The organism is Mycobacterium paraseoulense (genome assembly GCF_010731655.1).
Lineage (GTDB): Bacteria > Actinomycetota > Actinomycetes > Mycobacteriales > Mycobacteriaceae > Mycobacterium > Mycobacterium paraseoulense.
This window is the reverse complement of sequence record NZ_AP022619.1, coordinates 801,345-819,510: the sequence shown is the minus strand read 5'-3', so window position 1 is coordinate 819,510 and position 18,166 is coordinate 801,345. Positions and strand designations below refer to the sequence as shown.

The following is an 18,166-nucleotide window of genomic DNA, read 5'->3' as shown; positions in this document are numbered from 1 at the left end:
GCTATCCGCCAGGCGTGTCGACATCCCGACGCCAGTTGAGACGGATCCGTGATGTCGACGTCCAGGGTAGTACGCGTACGGGGCGCCCCGCCATGCCCCTCGGACGGCGCGCGACGGGCCGGCAAACGGCCCGCAAAACCGACTAGGTGGCCTTGAAATCGTCGGGAGACACGCTGTCGAGAAATTCCTTGAACTTCTCCACCTCGTCCTCGCGGACGGTGGTGCCCCCCTCTTCGTCGGTCTCGTCGGGGATCAGCAGGCCGGCCTGGGCCAGCACGGCCTCCTCGACGTAGATGGGAACGCCCACCCGCAGCGCTATGGCGACCGAATCCGAGGGTCGCGCCGACACGGTGATGTTGCGGTCGAAGACCAGATCGGCGTAGAAGGTGCCCTCTTGCAGGTCGACGATTCGCACCTCTTTCAGCGAATGGCCAAGCGCGGCAATGACATCTCTGATCAGATCGTGTGTCAGCGGGCGGGGCGGCTCGACCCCTTGCTGCTCGAGCGCGATGGCGGCAGCCTCGGATTGACCGATCCAGATCGGCAGGTATCGGTCGCCGTCGGTCTCGCGCAGTAACAGGACAGGCTGGTTCTGCGGCTGCTCCACGCGAATGCCGACAACACGAACTTCGCCCATTTGTGTCTGCCCTCCGCATATGCTGCCGTGTCGGTTCTTGGCGCAACGACGACGCCGAATTCTCGCTGTGCCGCCGAAAACCAAGCTATCGACGAAGTCTAGTCCTCAGCGATGCAGAACGTCGCGAACGGCGGATTTGATCAACGACGTGTGCAAGGTGATGGCAAGGGCCGCCACCTCGCGGGCCAAGTCGTCGGCGCGATCGCGGGCGCCGGCCTTGTCGGCTTTGACTACCGGCCCGGCGATTTGGGCGATCAGGTCCGATTGCCGGTCGGCCGCCGAGCGGAAAGCGCGCAGATGCCGCGGCTCCACCCCGTAGTCCGACAGCGCCCGCGCGCATTGCAGGATGACGACGGCGTGCTCGTCGAAGAAGCCGCCCGGGCCGGTGGTGATCACCCCCGCCTTCAACAGCGCCGTCAACAGCTCGTCGCCCACCCCGGAGCGCTCCAGCAGGTCTTCGCGACTCAGCCGGATGCTCGACGGGGCCACCGCGGCCGTATCGGATCCGGCGCCGGGGCCCGGTTCGGTCTCCCCGATCCCCGCCACCGACACCAGGCGCGGCGTCGCGTAGGGCGAGCCGAAGGGCGGTAGCTCCCCGTCGGGTTGGGCGTCCAACTGTGCCCGGATGACCTTGAGCGGCAGGTAATGCTCGCGCTGCGCGGTCAGGATGAAACGCAACCGGGCGCAGTCGTATGCGGTGAATCTCCGATAGCCGGACGCGGCGCGCTGTGGCGTGACCAGTCCCTCGGCCTCCAAGAAGCGAATCTTGGAGATCGTGACATCGGGAAAGTCCGGCCGCAACATTTCCAGGACCGTCCCGATCGACATCCCGGCCAGTGCCGGGCTATCGGGTGCGCTCACTAGCCTCCGGATCCTCCATCCTCACCCTGCTTGGGCCCGGTCAAAAACACCAAGCGGAACTTGCCGATCTGCACCTCGTCGCCGTTGGCGAGCACCGCCGAGTCGACGGGCTCCCGGTTGACGTAGGTCCCGTTAAGGCTACCGACATCGACCACGCTGAATTCGTTGTTTTCCAACCTGAATTCGGCGTGGCGGCGGCTGACGGTGACGTCGTCGAGGAAGATGTCGCTGTCGGGATGCCGGCCGGCCGACGTGATGGGCTGGTCGAGCAAGAAGCGCGACCCGGCGTTCGGCCCCCGCTTGACGACCAACAGCGCCGAGCCCGCCGGGAGGCCTTCCACCCCGGATACCGCACTCTCGGTGCCCGCCTGCGCGGGGGCGTCGAGTTCATTGAGGAAGTCGGCACGGAAGACCGAGGTCGTCTCCACCGTGACTTCGTCAGAGGTCTGGTCGTTGTCCATATCCGTCACGCGCTGCTCCTCACTGGCCGCTGTGGCGTTGTCTGACCGGGCCGCTCGGCCGGCTGCTCGCTGGGTTTCTCCGCCCGGTACTGCCGATTACCGAAACCGGTGCCTTCAAGTGTCGATGTGTCGACGGTACCGCGCATAGGTCTGCGATGTGCCCCCCACCCGACGATCGGAAGACCGAGTGCCCGCCTTCCCCCCGCCGGCCTGCCGCGTCGCTCGCGTCGCCGCGCGGGGCTGGCAGGCAGATTAGCAATCGTCATTCGGTCAGTGTTCCGCGGTAGGCCTCGGCGTCGAGCAACGACGAAATGGCGGACTCCAATGCGGCGACGTCCGACACCTGGACGTCCAGCAACCACCCGGCCCCGTACGGGTCGGAGTTGACCAGCTGCGGGCTGCCGTCCAGGTCGGCGTTGACCGCGGACACCGTGCCCGACACCGGGGCGTACAGGTCCGAGACCGATTTCGTCGACTCGACCTCTCCGAACGATTCACCCGCGGTCAGTTCGGTGCCCACCTCGGGCAGCTGGACAAAGACGACATCACCCAATGCCGACTGGGCGAAGTCGGTGATCCCGACCCGCGCAGTGTCCTCACCGCTTCGGCGAACCCACTCGTGTTCGGCGGTGTAGTGCAGGTCGGGTGGGATGTCGCTCACGAGTAGTCCTGTTCTGTTGGGTAATTGCTCACTTGACGGGCTGAGCGTATTGGTGCGGTTTTGGTTGTCGCAAGGTGGTCACGTCGACCCGGTCGTCCTGCCGGACGGACATCCTTGCCCCGACCCGCTTGATGCTGTCCTCCGCGCCGCCCGGAATGTTCATCGCCGCGGCCAGGGTGGGTGGATCGCCTATCGCCAGAATGGAATACGGGGGCGACAGCGTCTTGGCGTCGATGGTCAGCGAGCCGGGCATGCCCACCACCCAGGTGTCCACGCCGACCCGCACCGACTGGTGCGCATCGTTGATCTCGATCGCCTCGGCGCCGGCGGCCCGCAGTTCGTTGACCACGTCGAGCATGACCTCCGGTGCGACCCCGGGCCCCGGGTCGTCGATCGTGACGGTGACGCCCGGCCCGGTGGCCCCCACCGCGCCGGCCAAGATGGACAGCGCCGCCAGCCGGGCCTGAGCGGCCGCGATGGCGGCCTGGTCGTTGTTGCCGGACGCCTGCAGCGAATTCAGCGTGTTCTGCAATTCGTTCACTTCGGCGTTGAGGGTGGCCTCCCGCTGCCGCAACGAATCCAGCAGCACCAACAAGTCCGCGGGGCGCGCGGTTTCCAGCGAGTCGCCCGATTCGTTCTGGCGGACCTGCGTGACGATGGCGATGCCCAGCAGCAGACACAGCAGGGCCGCCAACGTCCCGAACGCCATCCGGGACCGGCCGCCACGGACCAGCCCGGAAAGTCCCGTGCGGCGCACCGGCCCGATCTCCGGGCGGGGGCTGTTCGTCGGCAGCTCGTGCCGGCCGCGCTGGGCGCGGCTTGCTGCTTCCCGGCCTTCGGCGGCGCCGTCCGGCGGGTCCTGGCTCATGCTGGCCCCATCGGTATCACAGCGCCGCTCCTCCTCATCACTGGCTCTGCATCGTCGCAGGCGCGGTCATGCCCCGAACAACCGGCGCCGCAGTGCGGCGGCGTTTCCGAAGATGCGGATGCCCAACACCACGATGATCGCCGTGGACAACTGCGTGCCCACCCCCAATTGGTCGCCCACATAGACGATCAGGGCGGCCACGAACACGTTGAACACGAACGAGATCACGAAGACTTTGGGGTCGAAGATCCGCTCCAGATACGCGCGCAAGCCGCCGAACACCGCGTCGAGCGCCGCGACGACCGCGATGGGCAGGTACGGCTGAACGACCTCGGGCACCGCGGGGTGGAAAACCAGGCCGAGCACGATGCCGATCGCCAGCGCGGCGATGCCGATCATGCTCGATTCCCCATCCGAGACTCGCACGCGGGGCGCCGTCTGCCGAGGAGGACTTTTCTCACTGTGGCCCAATCTGTTTGGCGAACTTGATATCCCTGATCGATCCGGCGGGGAGCGTCAGCCCGTCGGCGGCGTCCACGGTGACGACGACACCGTAGGAGGCCTCGAGCAGCTTGAGTCGCTGTCGGCCCGAGCTCTGGTCGAAGGCGTCCCGCATCGCCCGTGGCGGTCCCACCGCAAGGATCGTGTACGGGCTGCTGGTCGGATTGTTGTCGACCAGGATCGCCCCGCCGGCCTGCCGGATGGTCGCGTCGGGCCCGATGCGGACGCCGCCGACCGAAATCGCCTCGGCGCCGCTCGCCCACAACGAGTTGACGACGAGCTGCAGGTCCCGGTCGAGGATGATCTGCCTGCTGCCGCTGACTCGTTGCTTGGACACGTCGGAAAGGTTCGGGCTGGCCCCCGGATCCGTCACGGTCACCTTCAGGCCCGGGCCGATCACCGCCGTGCTGGCCGCCGCCAGGCCGAGGGCGTCGAGGCGCGCCAACAGCCGCTGCCCTTCGGCGTCGTCGGCCAGCGCCCGGCGCTGCACGTCGTCGACTCGCGCGGACAGCGCGTTGCGCCGCTGGGCGAGAGTGGTCGCGGTCTTCTCCGCCGAGCGCACGTTGCCCAGCAGAAGCTGCTGCGCGGAGCGCACGCCGGGAGCCACCGAGCGTGCCTGGGCGACCGCGGCGGCGAAGACCGTGGCGATCAGCAGCGCCGCCAACGCCTGCCACAGCCAGCCGGCGGCGCGTCGGCGCGCGCCGCCATCCGGGGTGGCGTCGGCGCGTTTGGCGGCCGCCGCGGCATACCCGGGGTCCAGGTGTTCGGACAGCAGCGCGCGCAACAGGGAGGGCACCGGGATCAGCTTCGGTCGCGAGGCCACATGGGCGCTGCGGCCGGCGTTCGGGTCGTAGCCGCCGAGCAGGCGGTCCCCGTCAGCCACGCTCGACCGCCTTCGGTGTCGGGGGCCGGCGCGCACCGTGGTCGAGCCGGGGCATCCGGCGCACCACCAACGTCAACTGCACCACGTACAGGGCGAACGACCACAGGTAGGCGTACATGCCCCAGATCAGGAACGCCCAGCCGCACGCCCCGACGACCCGGCTCCACAGGGCGTCCCACGTCCCCAGCAGCACCAGCGGAAAGCCGGACATCAACGCGAACGTGGCGGCCTTCCCGATGTAGGTCACCGGCAGCGCGGACAGCCCCCGGCTCCACAGCAGCGGCAGGGTCGCGGCCAGCACGCCGTCGCGGGCCAGCAGGACGGCGACGAACCACCACGGCACGATCCCGCTCATCGCCATCACGACCGGAACGCAGACCATGTAGAGGCGGTCGACCGCCGGGTCGAGCAGCACACCCAGCCGCGAGGACTGGTTGAGCAGCCGGGCGATCTTGCCGTCGGCCCAGTCGGACGCGCCGCTGAACATCAAGATCCCGACCGCCCAACCGTTGGCGTGCGCGCCCAGCAGGGCGTAGGTGAACACTGCGATCAGCACCAAGCGGAGGGCGCTCAGCGCGTTGGGCACCGTCAGCACCCGGTTGGGCGGAAGCGCCGGCTCCATAAGCCGTGACCTTAGCCCGACGACGATGCGGCCCGCAGCGCGGACCGCGGCGCAGTCGGGCAATCGCCGGCGATCTAGCGGAAGACCCCGGGCAGGCTCAGCGTGGAAAGCGTGTCGTCCGACAGCGGGTTGTCGTTGACCATGTAGGTCCACGTCGACGTCGGCCGGGCCAGCTTGGACAGATCCAGGCCCTGTTCCTCTTCCAGGACGTTGGCGGTCTCGAACGTCTGCTGCGCAGCCTCGATCGCGTCCGCGGCCAGCGACGCGAACGCGTCGACCGCCAGCCGGTGGAATTCGTCCAGCGGGTTCTGCCGGCCCAGCGCACGCAGGTGGATGCTTTCCCGGATGTCGGCCAGGTAAGCCAGATGATCGGCCCAGCCGCGGTCGAGGTGATACAGCATGATCTGCCGGCAGATGGTCTCCAGGCGATCCTCGGAGATGTCTTTGGACAGCTCCTTGTACCGCTTGGGCGCCAGTTCGGCGAGCTCCTCGCGCGCGGTTGCGGTGCGCAGCAACGTGTTTCGACGATCGACGATGATGGCGCGCTGCTGGGCGATCAACTGGTTGTAGCGCCAGGTGTTGGCGTGCACGTCGAGCATCCGGCCCTCGGCGACGCGCTGGGCGTGGTCGAGCAGCCCGGCCGCCTTGGGGCTGACGATCCGGCCGTCCTCGTCGGTTTCCATGGGCAGCTTGTTGTCGTCGAGGTTGGCCGCCACCACGTCGTCTTCCCAACTCGAGAAGAACACCGACGAGCCGGGGTCGCCCTGGCGTCCGGCGCGCCCGCGCAGCTGGTTGTCCAGCCGCTCGGTGTGATGCCGTCCGGTGCCGACCACGTGCAGCCCGCCGAGTTCGGCGACCCGATCGTGGTCGGCCTCGTCGGAGCCGCCGAGCCGGATGTCGGTGCCGCGCCCCGCCATCTGGGTCGACACGGTGACGACGCCGTATTTGCCGGCCTCGGCGATGACCTCCGCCTCCTCGGCGTCGTTCTTGGCGTTGAGCACCACGGCGGGCACACCGCGGCGCAGCAGCCGTTCGTGCAGTTCCTCCGATTCGGCCACGTCGCGGGTGCCGACCAGTACCGGCTGCCCGGTCTCGTGCACCTCGGCGATGTGGGCGACGATCGCGTCGTTCTTGGCGGCCGCGGTGATGTAGACGCGGTCGGACTCGTCCTCGCGAATGTTGGGCTTGTTCGGTGGAATTGGGGAAACCCCGAGCTTGTAGAACTGGCGCAGCTGTTCACCGGCGGCCAGCGCGGTGCCGGTCATCCCGCACACCGTTTCGTAGCGGTTGATCAGCGCCTGCACCGTGATGGTGTCGAGCACCTCGCCGGTTTCGGTGGTCTCGATCCCCTCCTTGGCCTCGACGGCGGCCTGCAGGCCGTCCGGCCAGCGCTGCAGCTGCGCGATGCGCCCGCGGGAGGAGTTGATCAGATGCACCGCGTCGTCCCGCACGATGTAGTGCACGTCGCGATGCAACAGCACGTGCGCATGCAGCGCCACGTTGACCTCGGTCAGGGTGGTGCCGACGTGCTCCTCGGAGTACAGATCGATGCCGCCGAGCGCCTTCTCCACCTTTCGCGCGCCGACGTCGGTCAGGTGGACGTTGCGGCTGTCGGAGTCCGTGTCGTAGTCCGTGCCGGCCTCCAGTTCACCGACCAGCTTGATGATCTCCAGCCGCGGTGTCTCGCGGTGCGTGGTGCCGGCCAGGACGAGCGGCACCAGCGCCTCGTCGACCAGCACCGAGTCGGCCTCGTCGATCAGGGCCACGTCGGGGTTGGGCGAGACCAGGTCGTCGACGTCGGTCACCAGCTGATCGCGCAGCACGTCGAAGCCGATCTCGTTGACCGAGGCGTAGGTGACGTCGCAGCCGTAGGCGGCCCGGCGCTCCTCGCTCGTGGACTCGGCCGTGATCCAGCCGACGGTCAGCCCCATCGCCTCGATGAGCGGGCCCATCCATTCCGCGTCGCGGCGGGCCAGGTAATCGTTGATGGTCACCACATGGACGTGCCGACCCGCCAGGGCGTATCCGGCCGCCGCGATCGCCCCGGAGAGCGTCTTGCCCTCACCGGTGGCCATTTCGATCACGTCGCCGGCGAGCATGCGCAGCGCCCCGAGCAGCTGCACGTCGAACGGGCGGAGCGTGGTCGCGCGTTCGGCCGCCTCCCTCGCGATGGCGAGGAACTGCGGAATGTCATCGGACTCGGCGAGGTCGTCGAGATTGAGCAGCCCGGCGGCCTTGCGCAACTGCTCGTCGTTGAGGCCGGCGGCTTCCTCGTCGTATTCGGACGACTCGGTGACCTGGACGAGGGACCGGCTGCGGTTCTTTTCGGTGCTGGCGCCGAGCAGCCGCCAAAATCGGCTGCTCAGGCGGCCGGGTTGCGCGCGGGTGGTCTTTGGCACAGGTCAACGGTACGCGAACCGTGGGACGACGCCGCGGGGCGCGACACGCCGCCCGCGGGGCCCTCAGGCCAAGTTGGAGCGGCGCGGGTAGGCGACGCTGGGGTCGGTCAGGACATTGACGACGGAGGGCAGGCCGCTGGTGAAGGCGCGTTCCAGCGCGGGGCGCAGCTCGGCCGGGGCGGAGACCAGCTCTCCGTGGCCGCCGAGGGCGCGCACCACCTCGTCGTAGCGCGTTCCCGGGCGCAGCTCGGCGGCCACCGAGTAGCCGTACAGCGCCTCCATGGGGTGCTTTTCCAGCCCCCAGATGCCGTTGTTGCCGATCACCGAGACGACGGGCACGTTGTGCCGGACCAGGGTGTCCCACTCCATGCCGCTGAAGCCGAACGCGCCGTCGCCCTGCAACAGCACGACCTGACGGTCCGGACGGGCCAGCTTGGCGGCCAGGGCGTAGCCGGGGCCCGAGCCCAGGCAGCCGAAGGGGCCGCTGTCCAGCCAGCAGCCCGGCAGGTAGCTGTCGATCACCCGTCCGGCGTAGGAGCCGAAGTCACCGGCGTCGATGACGACGATGGCGTCGCGGTCCAGCATCGGCGCGAGCTCCGCGTACACCCGCATGGGGTGCAGCGGGACACGGTCGTCGGCCAGCTCGGCCTTTTCCTTGCCGCGCGCCGCCGTTTCGGCCGTGCGCAGTTCGTCGATCCAGTCCTGGTGATCGGCCGCGCCGCCGGCGGCCAGCGCCGCCAGTACCGACAACAGGTCGCCGTAGAGCTCCGCCTCGACGGGGCGCGGATGTTTGCGCTCGGGTTGGACCCGGTCCGCCACGATGAGCCGGGTTTGCGGCCCGAACACCGCGCCGAAGCCGAGCCGGAAGTCCATGGGCACGCCTACGATGAGCGCAACATCGGCCTCCCCCAACGCTTTTCCCCGCACCCGGGAGAACGCCAACGGGTGATCGGCGGGCACCGCGCCGCGGGCCATCCCGTTCATCAGCACCGGGATCCGCAGTTCCTCGGCGAGGCGCAGCAGGGCCGCCTCCCCGTGTCCCCACCAGACGTTGGTGCCCGCCATGATCACCGGCCGCTTCGCCGCGGACAGCAGGGCCGCGGCCCTGCCGAGCGCGGCGCCGTCGGGCGCGGGTCCCGGCGGCAGGTCGGCGAGCGCCCCGGGGCGGGCGTCATCCTCGGACGTCGAAAACACGTGATCCATGGGGAAGTCGACGAACCCGACGCCGGAGGGGGGACCGACCGCCGCCCGCAGCGCCTCGTCGACGAGCCGGCCGGAATCCTCGGCCGACTGTGCCGTGGCGGCGAAGCGGGCCAGCGGCGCCACGAACGGCACGTGGTCGATCTCCTGCAGCGAGCCCATGCCCCACCGCCCCGCCGGCGCGCGGCCGCCGAGCACGACCAGGGGCGACTGGTTCTGCTGTGCGGCCGCCATCGCGCTCATCCCGTTGGTGACGCCCGGCCCCGCGGTGAGCGCGGCGACGCCGGGCACCCGCGTCACTTTCGACCACCCTTCGGCGGCGAAGGTCGCGGTCTGCTCGTGGCGGGTGTCGATCAGCCGGACGCCCTCCTCGCGGCAGCCGTCGTAAACGGAGAACAGGTGGCCGCCGGACAACGTGAAGATGGTGTCGACACCGCTGGCGCGCAGGCGCCGCGCGATGAGCCGGCCGGCGTGCAATGTTTGGGTGGGGATGGCGTCGGTGCTCATAACCGCAGCCTATCCAGATCCGTCCGGTACCTTCGCCGGAGGATTTGCAGTTCCAGCCGAGTCCACCAGCTCGACCGTGAGGAGACAGCGACCATGGGTCCAAAGCCGTTCAAGCCCTCGATCAACTGGTCGACGGCGGCCGTGGATTCCTTGCGATGGGTCGCCATCGCGTGGCTGATCAGCGCCGTGGTGCTCTTCATCGTGCTGGTCGCCTTCAGGTATCTCACGCCGTGGGGCCGGCAGTTCTGGCGGATCACCCGCGGATACTTCGTCGGTGCGCGCAGCGTCGGTGTGTGGCTGATGCTGGGCGTCCTGTTGTTCTCGGTACTCCTGTCGGTGCGACTGATGGTGTTGCTCAGCTACCAGGGCAACGACCTGTACACGGCGGTGCAGAAGGCGGTGCAGGGTCTTGCGGCCGACGACGACGCGGTCAAACAATCCGGCATTCACGGCTTCTGGATGTCGATCGCGATCTTCAGCGTGCTGGCGGTCTTGTACGTCATCCGGTTCATGATCGACATCTACCTGACGCAGCGGTTCATCATCGCCTGGCGCATGTGGCTGACGGCCAATCTCACCGACGACTGGCTCGCCGGCCGGGCCTATTACCGGGACCTGTTCATCGACAACACCATCGACAACCCCGACCAGCGCATCCAGCAGGACATCGACATCTTCACCGCGAATGCGGGTGGCACCCCGAACATCCCGTCGAACGGGACCGGCAGCACCTTGCTGTTCGGGGCCGTCAACGCGGTGGCGTCCGTGATCTCGTTCGCCGCAATCCTGTGGAACCTGTCCGGAAGCCTCACCGTGCTGGGGGTCGAGTTCCCGCGCGCGATGTTCTGGACCGTCCTGGTCTACGTGCTCGTCGCCACGCTGGTGGCGATCTGGCTCGGCCATCCGCTGATCTGGCTCAGCTTCAACAACGAGAAGCTCAACGCCGCGTTCCGCTATGCCCTGGTGCGCTTGCGGGATGCCGCTGAGGCCGTGGGCTTCTACCGCGGCGAGCGAGTCGAGCGGGCCCAACTGTGGCGGCGCTTCACCCCGATCATCGACAACTATCGCAAGTTCGTGCGCCGGACCATCATCTTCAACGGCTGGAACTGGTCGGTGTCGCAGGCGATCGTCCCACTGCCGTGGGTGATCCAGGCGCCGCGCCTGTTCGCCGGCCGGATCGACTTCGGCGACGTCGGCCAGAGCGCGACGGCCTTTGGCAACATTCAGGATTCGCTGTCGTTCTTCCGCAATAACTACGACGCGTTCGCAGCCTTCCGGGCGTCGATCATCCGTTTGCACGGGCTGGTCGACGCCAACGACAAGGGTCGCGCGCTGCCGACCATTTTGGTCAAGCCGAGTGAAGAGGCAGCCGTCGAGCTTCGTGACATCGAGGTGCGCACGCCGGTCGGCGACCGGCTCATCGACCCGCTCGATATTCAACTCGCCGAGGGTGATTCGCTGGTGATCACCGGGCGCTCCGGTGCAGGCAAGACCACGCTGCTGCGCAGCCTGGCGGAGTTGTGGCCGTACGCTTCCGGAACCCTGTGCCGTCCGGACGGCGACAACGCGACGATGTTCCTGTCCCAGTTGCCATACGTGCCACTGGGCAGTCTGCGCACCGTCGTGTGCTATCCGAACTCGCCGGACGGGGTCTCCGACGCCGAGCTGCGGGAGGTCCTCACCAAGGTCGCCCTGGCGCCCCTGATCGACCGCCTCGACGAAGAGCGGGACTGGGCGAAGGTGCTGTCCCCGGGCGAACAGCAGCGTGCTGCCTTCGCGCGCATCCTGCTCACCAAACCCAAGGCGGTGTTCCTCGACGAGGCCACCTCGGCGCTGGACGAGGGGCTGGAATACGCGCTCTACCAACTGGTGCGCACCGAACTGCCGGACTGCGTGGTCGTCAGCGTCAGTCACCGGCCCACCGTCGAGCAGCACCACGAACAAGAGCTGCAATTGCTCGGCGGCGGCCCCTGGCGGCTGGGCCCGGTGCAGGAGGAGAAGGAACCCGCGCGGGTCTAGCGCCTTCGGGCCGCGCTCGCACCGGCGCAGGGTTTGAGCGCGCCTACCCTCGCCCGGCCCTTCGGGCCGCGCTCGCACCGGCGCGGCGCCCGAAGAACGAGCCTTCCCCCAACTGTGTGCCGCTGGCGTAACCCTTGCCATCCTGGGCGATGTTGGACGCGCAGGCCCCGGCGGCGTACAAGCCGGGCACGACGGTCCCGTCCTGACGCAGCACCTCGCCGTCCACGGACGTGGCGAGCCCGCCGATGGTGAAACCGGCGTACATCGCCTTACCCAGCGACATGTCGAACGCGCCCCACGGCCCCTGGTCTTGTGCCGCAAGGAATTCGGGCTGCTTGTGAAAGTCGGGATCCTCGCCGCGGGCGGCGTTGGCGTTGTACCGGTCCAGCGTCGCCACCAGGTTGCCCTCCGGAATGCCAAGCGCTGCTTCCATTTCCGGGACGGTCTCCCATCCGTCGATCAGGGGGACGAGCGGCATCTTGGGGTGTTCCAGGTGCGCCTCGTCGACGATGAGGAACGCCGCGCTGTCCGGCTGGTCCATGATGAACCCGGAAGTCCGCGAATGATACGAATCCTCGGCAACGAAGCGCTGTCCGAGCTTGTTCACGATGATCCCCGTCAACAGGATCGATGGCGGGTACGGCGGGGCCGTGATGAAAATCTGATCCATGTGCTCGGTGGCGCCGCCCGCCGATACGCCCATCCGGATGCCCAGGCCGTCGTCGTAGGTGTTGCCGAGCACGAACGGTTTCTCGGCCAGCTTCGGGGTGTACTCGGCAACCATCTCCGGGTTCATCACGAATCCCCCCGCAGCGATGATCACCGACTTCGCCTTGACCGCACCGGTTTCGGAGAACCGTTTCCACATGACGCCGGTGACCGCGCCCGACCCGTCCACGATGAGCTCGGAGGCGCCCGTCTCGTACCGAATCTGCACGCCCAGGGTCGCGGCGCGCTTGAGCAGCAGATCGATCACCATGCTGGCGCCGCCGGTATCCCCGGGCACCGGCACCTTGTGGCCACGCGGGGCAGGCACCGCCTGCTCCAGGAAGGGCCACACCTTCTCGTTGCCGGTGAACATCAGGCCCTCGGTGTTGGGCTGGATGACCGCTTTGCCCGGGAAGTAGCTGCGCTCGAATTGGAAACCCAGGTCTTCCAGCCAATCGAAATGCTCGACGCTGCCCTCACAGTAGGCCCGAATCTTGTCGTGGTCGGGCTGCCGGGACACGGCGACCAGGTATTTGTACATCTCTTCGGGCGAATCGGGGTGACCGGTGGCCTGCTGAACCGCCGTTCCCCCACCCAGGTAGAAGTGCCCCCCGGCCAGCGACGTGGTGCCGCCCGCCGCCGCGGCGCGCTCCAGCACCAGCACCCGCGCGCCGGCGGCCGCCGCGCTGACGGCGGCGCAGCCACCCGCGATGCCGAAGCCGATCACCACCACGTCGACGTCATCGGACCACGATGTGACGTCGTCCGCGCTGACCGTTGCAGGTATTTCCGTGCTCATGTGCGCCACTCCTCTCCCCGCGCAAGCGGGTGGTAACCCGACATCACCGCGTCCCCCTGGCCGTCCCCCGCAAGCGGGAGGCGCGCCACCGTCTGCCGGGGTGCTCCCAGTGCGTCGTCGCTGGCGCGGCTCACCGCTGCTCCCTTTTGATGTAGTCGTAGAACGCCCTCATCTCGGGCGCGATGTAGGCGATCTCCACAAACGGCACGGCCGCCTGCGGCGCCGACACATAGGCGAATCGGATCCCTCCGGGCATCACGCCTTGCTGTACCACCGTCGCCCCGGATTCCACGGCCCCCGCCAACGCCGCCTCCAATTGTTCGGGGCTTTCCGTCTCCATGCAGATGTGGTGCAGACCGGGCCCGGATTCACGCAAAAAGTCACTATAGATGTTCTCGCCTCGGACCGGTTGGATCAGTTCCAACTGCATGTCGCCGAGGTAGCTCAGCGAGATGCTGGCGACGAAATCGGCCGGCTTGCCACGGTAGCTGCACGAATCCGGAGCAAAGTGCACGTCGGGTATCCGGACCCATTTCCGCACACCTAACAAGCCGGTGAGAGCGGTTTCGGTGGCATCGAGGTCGGGGGTAACCCACGCGATCTGGGTCGGCGATTCAACGGGAAGGGTCATCGTCTCGCAGGATAGTCCAGTGGCTCGGCCTCCAGAAAGGCCCGGGAAATCTTTGCCATGACGAGCCGCCGCGGTCACGCCACAGCTGGCTGAACATGTTCTAATTTGTGGCCCGCGACGCTCAATGCCGGCCCAGCACGTCCACCAGCAGCCGAAGCTGCGCGTCGAACACCGCCTCCGGGTCGGTGAGAGTGTCGGTGCCGTATTGCCCGAACACCTCGAGACTGATCGCGCCCAGCACGCCGGCCCAGAGCAGGAAGCACTTCGTGACCACCTGGTCATCGCCGGGAAACCCGAACTCCTGGCGAATCCGGTCAAAGTCCGACGACATCGGTTGGGGCGCAACGGCATCCGTCAGCCTGATGTCTCCGGTGGCGATCCCGGACGCCACGGCGTCGAAGAAGGCCGCCACGACCCGGGTCCCAACGCCCACGGTGCGCTCGGGCGGCGCGTGATACCCGGGGACGGGGCTGCCGTAGAGCAGGGCCCACCGGGCCGGGTGAGCGACGGCCCAGCGTCGCGCCGCCCGGGCAATGGCGACGACGTCGTCACTCCACAGCTCCCCGACCGCTTCGCGGGCGCGGTCCACGGCGTCGGCCAGGTCGGAGTAGGCGTCGACCAGCAGCAAGGTCAGCAGCTCGTCCCGGCTGGACACGTACCGGTACACGGCCGACGACACCATGCCGAGATCCCGGGCGATCGCACGCACGGACAACCCGGCCGCCCCGCGATCGACCAGTTGCCGGCGGCCCAGCTCGATGATGCGCGCCTCGATCTGCTCCCGCGTTTCCCGGCGTTTGCCCACCCGGTCAGTCTGACATGACCGAGATCACCGCTCTTGCTTTCTGGCCAGGACTGTGGCAGCGTGCCGATCTAAGAGAGCGGTGCTCTCGGATGCTTGCGAGAGAGGACGGGACATGTCGACGCGATACGACGAGCCGAACCGGGCCGCGCGGGCCGCCAACGCGGTGATTCGCTGGCTGGCCGAGATGGGGGTCAGCATCGCCGGGACGCGCGCGCTGCGGGTCCGCGGGCGCAAGAGCGGAAAACCGCGGGCGGTGGTGATCAACCTGCTCACCGTGGACGGCGTGGACTACCTGGTCTCACCACGCGGCAACACCCAGTGGGCGCGCAACGTCAGGGCCGCGGGCGTCGTCGAGACGGGCCCCCGCTGGCGCAGGCGGCGCGCCCGGGTCAGCGAGGTGGCCGACGCAGCCAAACCGGAGCTGCTGCGGCGCTATCTGGACCGGTGGTACTGGCAGGTCAAGGACTACGTCGCGGGGCTGACCCCGGACAGCTCCGACGAGCAGTTCCGCGCCGCGGCCCCCACGATCCCGGTGTTCGCACTCGCCGAGGCGGACGCGCCCCGCTGACTCACCTAGCGGGCGCCGCCTCGCGCCACCCCGAGGTCCTCCCGGACCTCTTCGGACGTCGCCCGCCACGACACCGCGGCCGGAAAATCCCCCCAGACACTGTTGAAGATCCCGACGAGTAGCCCGGGACCGGCGCTGGACGGCAGGTACACGGGCCCGCCGGAGTCACCGTTGTGGCTCTGCACGCCGTGCGACATGGTGAACCAGCCGTTGTTCACGCTTTCCACCGTCCCGCAGGTCTCGCCGGTGCTCACGCCGAAATGGCAGATCGCCTGGCCCGGGGCGAGTGCCGCCGCCGGATTCGAGATCAGTTGACGGCCGCCAGGCAGGACGTTGTTCGCCATGACGCCGTTGTCCAGCACGATCGCCTCGTAGTCGGTGATCAACTGGTCGGTGGCCACCGTCGTCCCGCTGGGCGTGTTGTCCCGGAAGGCCGCCAGGCGGCCGATGACCGCCCCGCCCCGGTCGGTGACGACCCCCTCACCACCACGGCAGTGCCCCGCGGTGAACGCGATCTTCAGGCCGGGGTCCACGTAGCCCAGCGTGCAGACGCGGTTGCCTTGATGAATCTCCATGCCCGGATAGACCACGACCGGGTCCGCTTCCGCCGGCGCAAGCGGCAGCCACTGCGCTAGCGCGGCGACGGTGACCGACGCGATGAATGCGCGCATTGCCAGGCGACGCACCATGAACTCCGATCCGTCGGGGCCAAATCTCGACCGATTTGAGATTACGGCGTGACTTTCGGTTACGCAGAAGTCTTCGCGGCGCCCGGGGCCGGCGTTACGGCGACGTCGCGAGCTGGACGGCCGACTCGGTGTGGCTCGCGCCGCGCGGCGCCCAGCCCGGCGGGCCGAAGACGTAGCCCAGGCGATCGCGCAGGCTGGTCGCCGAACGCCAGTCGTGCGCGATGGCGACGTACTCGCGCGTCTGTAGCTTCCAGATGTTGAACGTGTCCACCCGCTTGGTCAGGCCGTAATGCGGGCGGAACAGCTCGGCCTGGAAGCTGCCGAAAAGCCGGTCCCAGACGATGAGGATGCCGCCGTAGTTCTTGTCGAGGTAGATCTGGTCCATCCCGTGGTGCACCCGATGGTGCGACGGGGTGTTGAAGACGAATTCGAATGGCCGGGGCAGCTTGCCGATCCGCTCGGTGTGCACCCAGAACTGGTAGATCAGGCTGACGGAGAAACTGAAGAACACCATCCAGGGCGGGATCCCCACCAGCGGCAAGGGAACCCACATCAGGATCTCGCCGCTGTTGTTCCACTTCTGGCGCAGTGCGGTGGCGAAGTTGAAGTATTCGCTGGAGTGATGGGCCTGGTGCGTCGCCCAGATCAACCGGACGCGGTGCGCGATCCGGTGGTACGCGTAATACAGCAGGTCGACACCGAGGAGCGCGATGACCCACGTGTACCAATGGGTCGCCGAGAGGTGCCAGGGCGCCACGTAGGCGTAGATCGCGGCGTAGCCGAACAGGGCCAGCGTCTTCCACGCGGCGGTGGTGCCCACCGAAACCAGTCCCATTGAGATGCTGGCCAGCGAGTCGCGGGTGAGGTACGCGCCCGAGACGGGGCGTTCGCGCTCGACGATGCTTTCCAGCTTGCGGGCCGCGGTCCATTCCAGGGTCAACAGCAACAAGAAGAACGGAACGGCGAGCAGCACCGGGTCCCTCAGCTGCGGGGGCAGCGCCGACACGAAGCCTGAAAGCGTACTCACAGGCATAAGAATACGACGACCAACCGGACGGTTGGGTCGCCTTGGTCCCTAGCGACGCCCGTCCTGCTGAGATTCGTCGCCCGCGTACCACTGCACCGCCCGGACTCCCGGTTGCAGGGACAGCTCCGCCACCAACCGCTCCAGCCGGGCAGGAGCGTCCCCGTCCATGAGCAGGTGCGCGGTCAACATGATCTCGTCGTCGCCGGCCTGCCCGGTATGGATGCCGCGGAGCGTGATGTCGTTGCCGCTCGCGTGCTGGATGATCTGGGCGCGCGCGTACTTCTCGTGTTTCGGCCGCGAGATCACCTGGACCAGGTAGGGCCGCAGACTTTCGTCTTCGTCGCCGGTGTTGTCGCGGTCGATCAACCGGCCCAGCGGGCGCCCGAGCACGTGAATGGCGATGACGGTCCCGGTGCCGATCAGCGCGAAGACCAGATGTCCGGATGCGGCCAGGACACCGATCGCCGCCGAGCACCACAGGGTGGCGGCGGTATTGAGGCCGCGGACGTTCACCCCTTCGCGCAGGATCACGCCACCGCCGAGGAAGCCGATACCGGACACCACGTACGACGCGACCCGCGTGGGGCTGGTGTCCGTGGTGGCGGCGGCGTACAGCACGAACAGCGTCGCGCCGCCGGCGACCAGCGCGTTGGTGCGCAGGCCGGCCCGCCGCGCCCGCCATTGCCGCTCCAGGCCGATGAGGGCCCCACAACCCACCCCGACGGCCAGTCGGAGCGCGAAATCGGCGACACTCAACGTGTCCATCGGCACTCCTTCCCCCGGGCCGGCACAGCAGCCCGGAGCTAACCATGCACAGGTAAACAACGGGTGCACCCCATCGGAACCGGATGCGATGCGGCCACGCGCGCGCAACCTGCGGGCAACCGGAGGATGTGGGGGCGGCGCCCAGCTAGCTCCTGTTGAGTTGCTGGGGACAGTAAAACTTCGCGGCGATCGCCAGAAACGACGCGGCGTGGTCCGTGGTGAGCCCGGGGTTTTGGCCCTTCAAATCGTTGACCATCTGGGGGCCGTACTCGCCATTGCCCATGGCGGTGCACACCGCCTGGGCGAACTGGACCGCCGCCTCCGGCGTCTTGTAGGTGATGCCCGCGCTGCGCAGCGACGCCAGAAAGCTCGCCTCGTCGACGCCCGCGGCATCCGGGTCAGCGCCCGCGGGGGCGGCAAGCGCGAGCACGGCCGAAAAGCCGATCAACGCCGGTAGCAGCCTCATAACCGGTGATTGTCTCATGTTGCGCTGCCGATCGCAGCGCGGGCGTCACTTGACGTAATGCCCTACGGGCCAACGTAATACGAGGATCG

General features: G+C 68.2%; 20 protein-coding genes. 2 read left to right on the top strand and 18 right to left on the bottom strand.

Annotation, left to right across the window (positions count from 1 at the left end; genetic code table 11):
* Positions 1 to 142: 142 nt before the first annotated feature.
* The 10 genes from G6N51_RS03455 to G6N51_RS03410 form a co-directional block, all read right to left on the bottom strand.
* A complete protein-coding gene (locus G6N51_RS03455; protein ID WP_083174345.1) occupies positions 143 to 637 on the bottom strand; it encodes a bifunctional nuclease family protein in 495 nt (164 codons plus the stop codon).
* A gap of 105 nt (positions 638 to 742) precedes the next feature.
* Positions 743 to 1,498 (bottom strand): transcriptional regulator FtsR, encoded by a 756-nt coding sequence (gene ftsR, locus G6N51_RS03450; protein ID WP_083174343.1) that lies wholly within the window; start codon positions 1,496 to 1,498, stop codon positions 743 to 745.
* Positions 1,498 to 1,959, bottom strand: coding sequence for a glycogen accumulation regulator GarA (gene garA, locus G6N51_RS03445; protein WP_276042445.1), 462 nt, complete (start codon positions 1,957 to 1,959; stop codon positions 1,498 to 1,500). Before garA ends, ftsR begins: the two co-directional genes overlap by 1 nt.
* A gap of 262 nt (positions 1,960 to 2,221) precedes the next feature.
* A complete protein-coding gene (gene gcvH / locus G6N51_RS03440) occupies positions 2,222 to 2,620 on the bottom strand; it encodes a glycine cleavage system protein GcvH (protein ID WP_083174340.1) in 399 nt (132 codons plus the stop codon).
* 28 nt (positions 2,621 to 2,648) lie between these two features.
* On the bottom strand, positions 2,649 to 3,488 hold the full coding sequence (locus G6N51_RS03435) for a DUF881 domain-containing protein (protein ID WP_083174337.1): 840 nt from the start codon (positions 3,486 to 3,488) through the stop codon (positions 2,649 to 2,651).
* A gap of 66 nt (positions 3,489 to 3,554) precedes the next feature.
* Positions 3,555 to 3,887, bottom strand: coding sequence for a small basic family protein (locus G6N51_RS03430; RefSeq protein WP_007170008.1), 333 nt, complete (start codon positions 3,885 to 3,887; stop codon positions 3,555 to 3,557).
* 58 nt (positions 3,888 to 3,945) lie between these two features.
* Positions 3,946 to 4,872, bottom strand: coding sequence for a DUF881 domain-containing protein (locus tag G6N51_RS03425; protein ID WP_083174334.1), 927 nt, complete (start codon positions 4,870 to 4,872; stop codon positions 3,946 to 3,948).
* Positions 4,865 to 5,494, bottom strand: coding sequence for a CDP-alcohol phosphatidyltransferase family protein (locus G6N51_RS03420; RefSeq protein ID WP_083174331.1), 630 nt, complete (start codon positions 5,492 to 5,494; stop codon positions 4,865 to 4,867). The genes G6N51_RS03425 and G6N51_RS03420 overlap by 8 nt, the downstream gene beginning before the upstream one ends.
* Positions 5,495 to 5,568: 74 nt before the next feature.
* On the bottom strand, positions 5,569 to 7,893 hold the full coding sequence (gene secA2, locus G6N51_RS03415) for an accessory Sec system translocase SecA2 (protein WP_083174328.1): 2,325 nt from the start codon (positions 7,891 to 7,893) through the stop codon (positions 5,569 to 5,571).
* Positions 7,894 to 7,956: 63 nt separating this feature from the next.
* The gene (locus G6N51_RS03410) at positions 7,957 to 9,600 is read right to left on the bottom strand and encodes an acetolactate synthase (RefSeq protein WP_083174325.1); all 1,644 of its coding nucleotides are present in this window, start codon (positions 9,598 to 9,600) and stop codon (positions 7,957 to 7,959) included.
* A gap of 93 nt (positions 9,601 to 9,693) precedes the next feature.
* Here G6N51_RS03410 and G6N51_RS03405 point away from each other — a divergent pair, with 93 nt between their 5' ends.
* Complete coding sequence (locus G6N51_RS03405) at positions 9,694 to 11,619, top strand: ABC transporter ATP-binding protein/permease (protein ID WP_083174322.1); 1,926 nt, start codon at positions 9,694 to 9,696, stop codon at positions 11,617 to 11,619.
* Positions 11,620 to 11,662: 43 nt separating this feature from the next.
* Here the strand turns inward: G6N51_RS03405 and G6N51_RS03400 are convergent, their stop codons facing one another.
* The 4 genes from G6N51_RS03400 to G6N51_RS03385 form a co-directional block, all read right to left on the bottom strand.
* Positions 11,663 to 13,126: an FAD-binding protein gene (locus G6N51_RS03400; protein WP_083174402.1), complete on the bottom strand. Its 1,464-nt coding sequence runs from the start codon at positions 13,124 to 13,126 to the stop codon at positions 11,663 to 11,665.
* Complete coding sequence (locus tag G6N51_RS03395) at positions 13,123 to 13,260, bottom strand: hypothetical protein (RefSeq protein ID WP_158086255.1); 138 nt, start codon at positions 13,258 to 13,260, stop codon at positions 13,123 to 13,125. Before G6N51_RS03395 ends, G6N51_RS03400 begins: the two co-directional genes overlap by 4 nt.
* Positions 13,257 to 13,757 carry a VOC family protein gene (locus G6N51_RS03390; protein ID WP_083174320.1) on the bottom strand — a complete coding sequence of 167 codons (501 nt, stop codon included), beginning with the start codon at positions 13,755 to 13,757 and terminating at the stop codon, positions 13,257 to 13,259. Before G6N51_RS03390 ends, G6N51_RS03395 begins: the two co-directional genes overlap by 4 nt.
* A gap of 121 nt (positions 13,758 to 13,878) precedes the next feature.
* Positions 13,879 to 14,562: a TetR/AcrR family transcriptional regulator gene (locus tag G6N51_RS03385; protein ID WP_083174317.1), complete on the bottom strand. Its 684-nt coding sequence runs from the start codon at positions 14,560 to 14,562 to the stop codon at positions 13,879 to 13,881.
* 112 nt (positions 14,563 to 14,674) lie between these two features.
* Here G6N51_RS03385 and G6N51_RS03380 point away from each other — a divergent pair, with 112 nt between their 5' ends.
* The gene (locus tag G6N51_RS03380; protein ID WP_083174314.1) at positions 14,675 to 15,130 is read left to right on the top strand and encodes a nitroreductase/quinone reductase family protein; all 456 of its coding nucleotides are present in this window, start codon (positions 14,675 to 14,677) and stop codon (positions 15,128 to 15,130) included.
* A gap of 5 nt (positions 15,131 to 15,135) precedes the next feature.
* Here the strand turns inward: G6N51_RS03380 and G6N51_RS03375 are convergent, their stop codons facing one another.
* From G6N51_RS03375 to G6N51_RS03360, 4 genes are all read right to left on the bottom strand, one after another.
* A complete protein-coding gene (locus G6N51_RS03375) occupies positions 15,136 to 15,819 on the bottom strand; it encodes an Rv1815 family serine proteinase (protein WP_083174311.1) in 684 nt (227 codons plus the stop codon).
* 94 nt (positions 15,820 to 15,913) lie between these two features.
* On the bottom strand, positions 15,914 to 16,846 hold the full coding sequence (locus G6N51_RS03370) for a sterol desaturase family protein (protein WP_083174309.1): 933 nt from the start codon (positions 16,844 to 16,846) through the stop codon (positions 15,914 to 15,916).
* Positions 16,847 to 16,894: 48 nt separating this feature from the next.
* Positions 16,895 to 17,611, bottom strand: a complete 717-nt coding sequence (locus G6N51_RS03365; RefSeq protein ID WP_083174307.1) for an MgtC/SapB family protein — start codon at positions 17,609 to 17,611, stop codon at positions 16,895 to 16,897.
* A 145-nt stretch (positions 17,612 to 17,756) separates the two neighbouring features.
* Positions 17,757 to 18,077, bottom strand: coding sequence for a DUF732 domain-containing protein (locus tag G6N51_RS03360; protein WP_083174304.1), 321 nt, complete (start codon positions 18,075 to 18,077; stop codon positions 17,757 to 17,759).
* Positions 18,078 to 18,166: the final 89 nt, after the last annotated feature.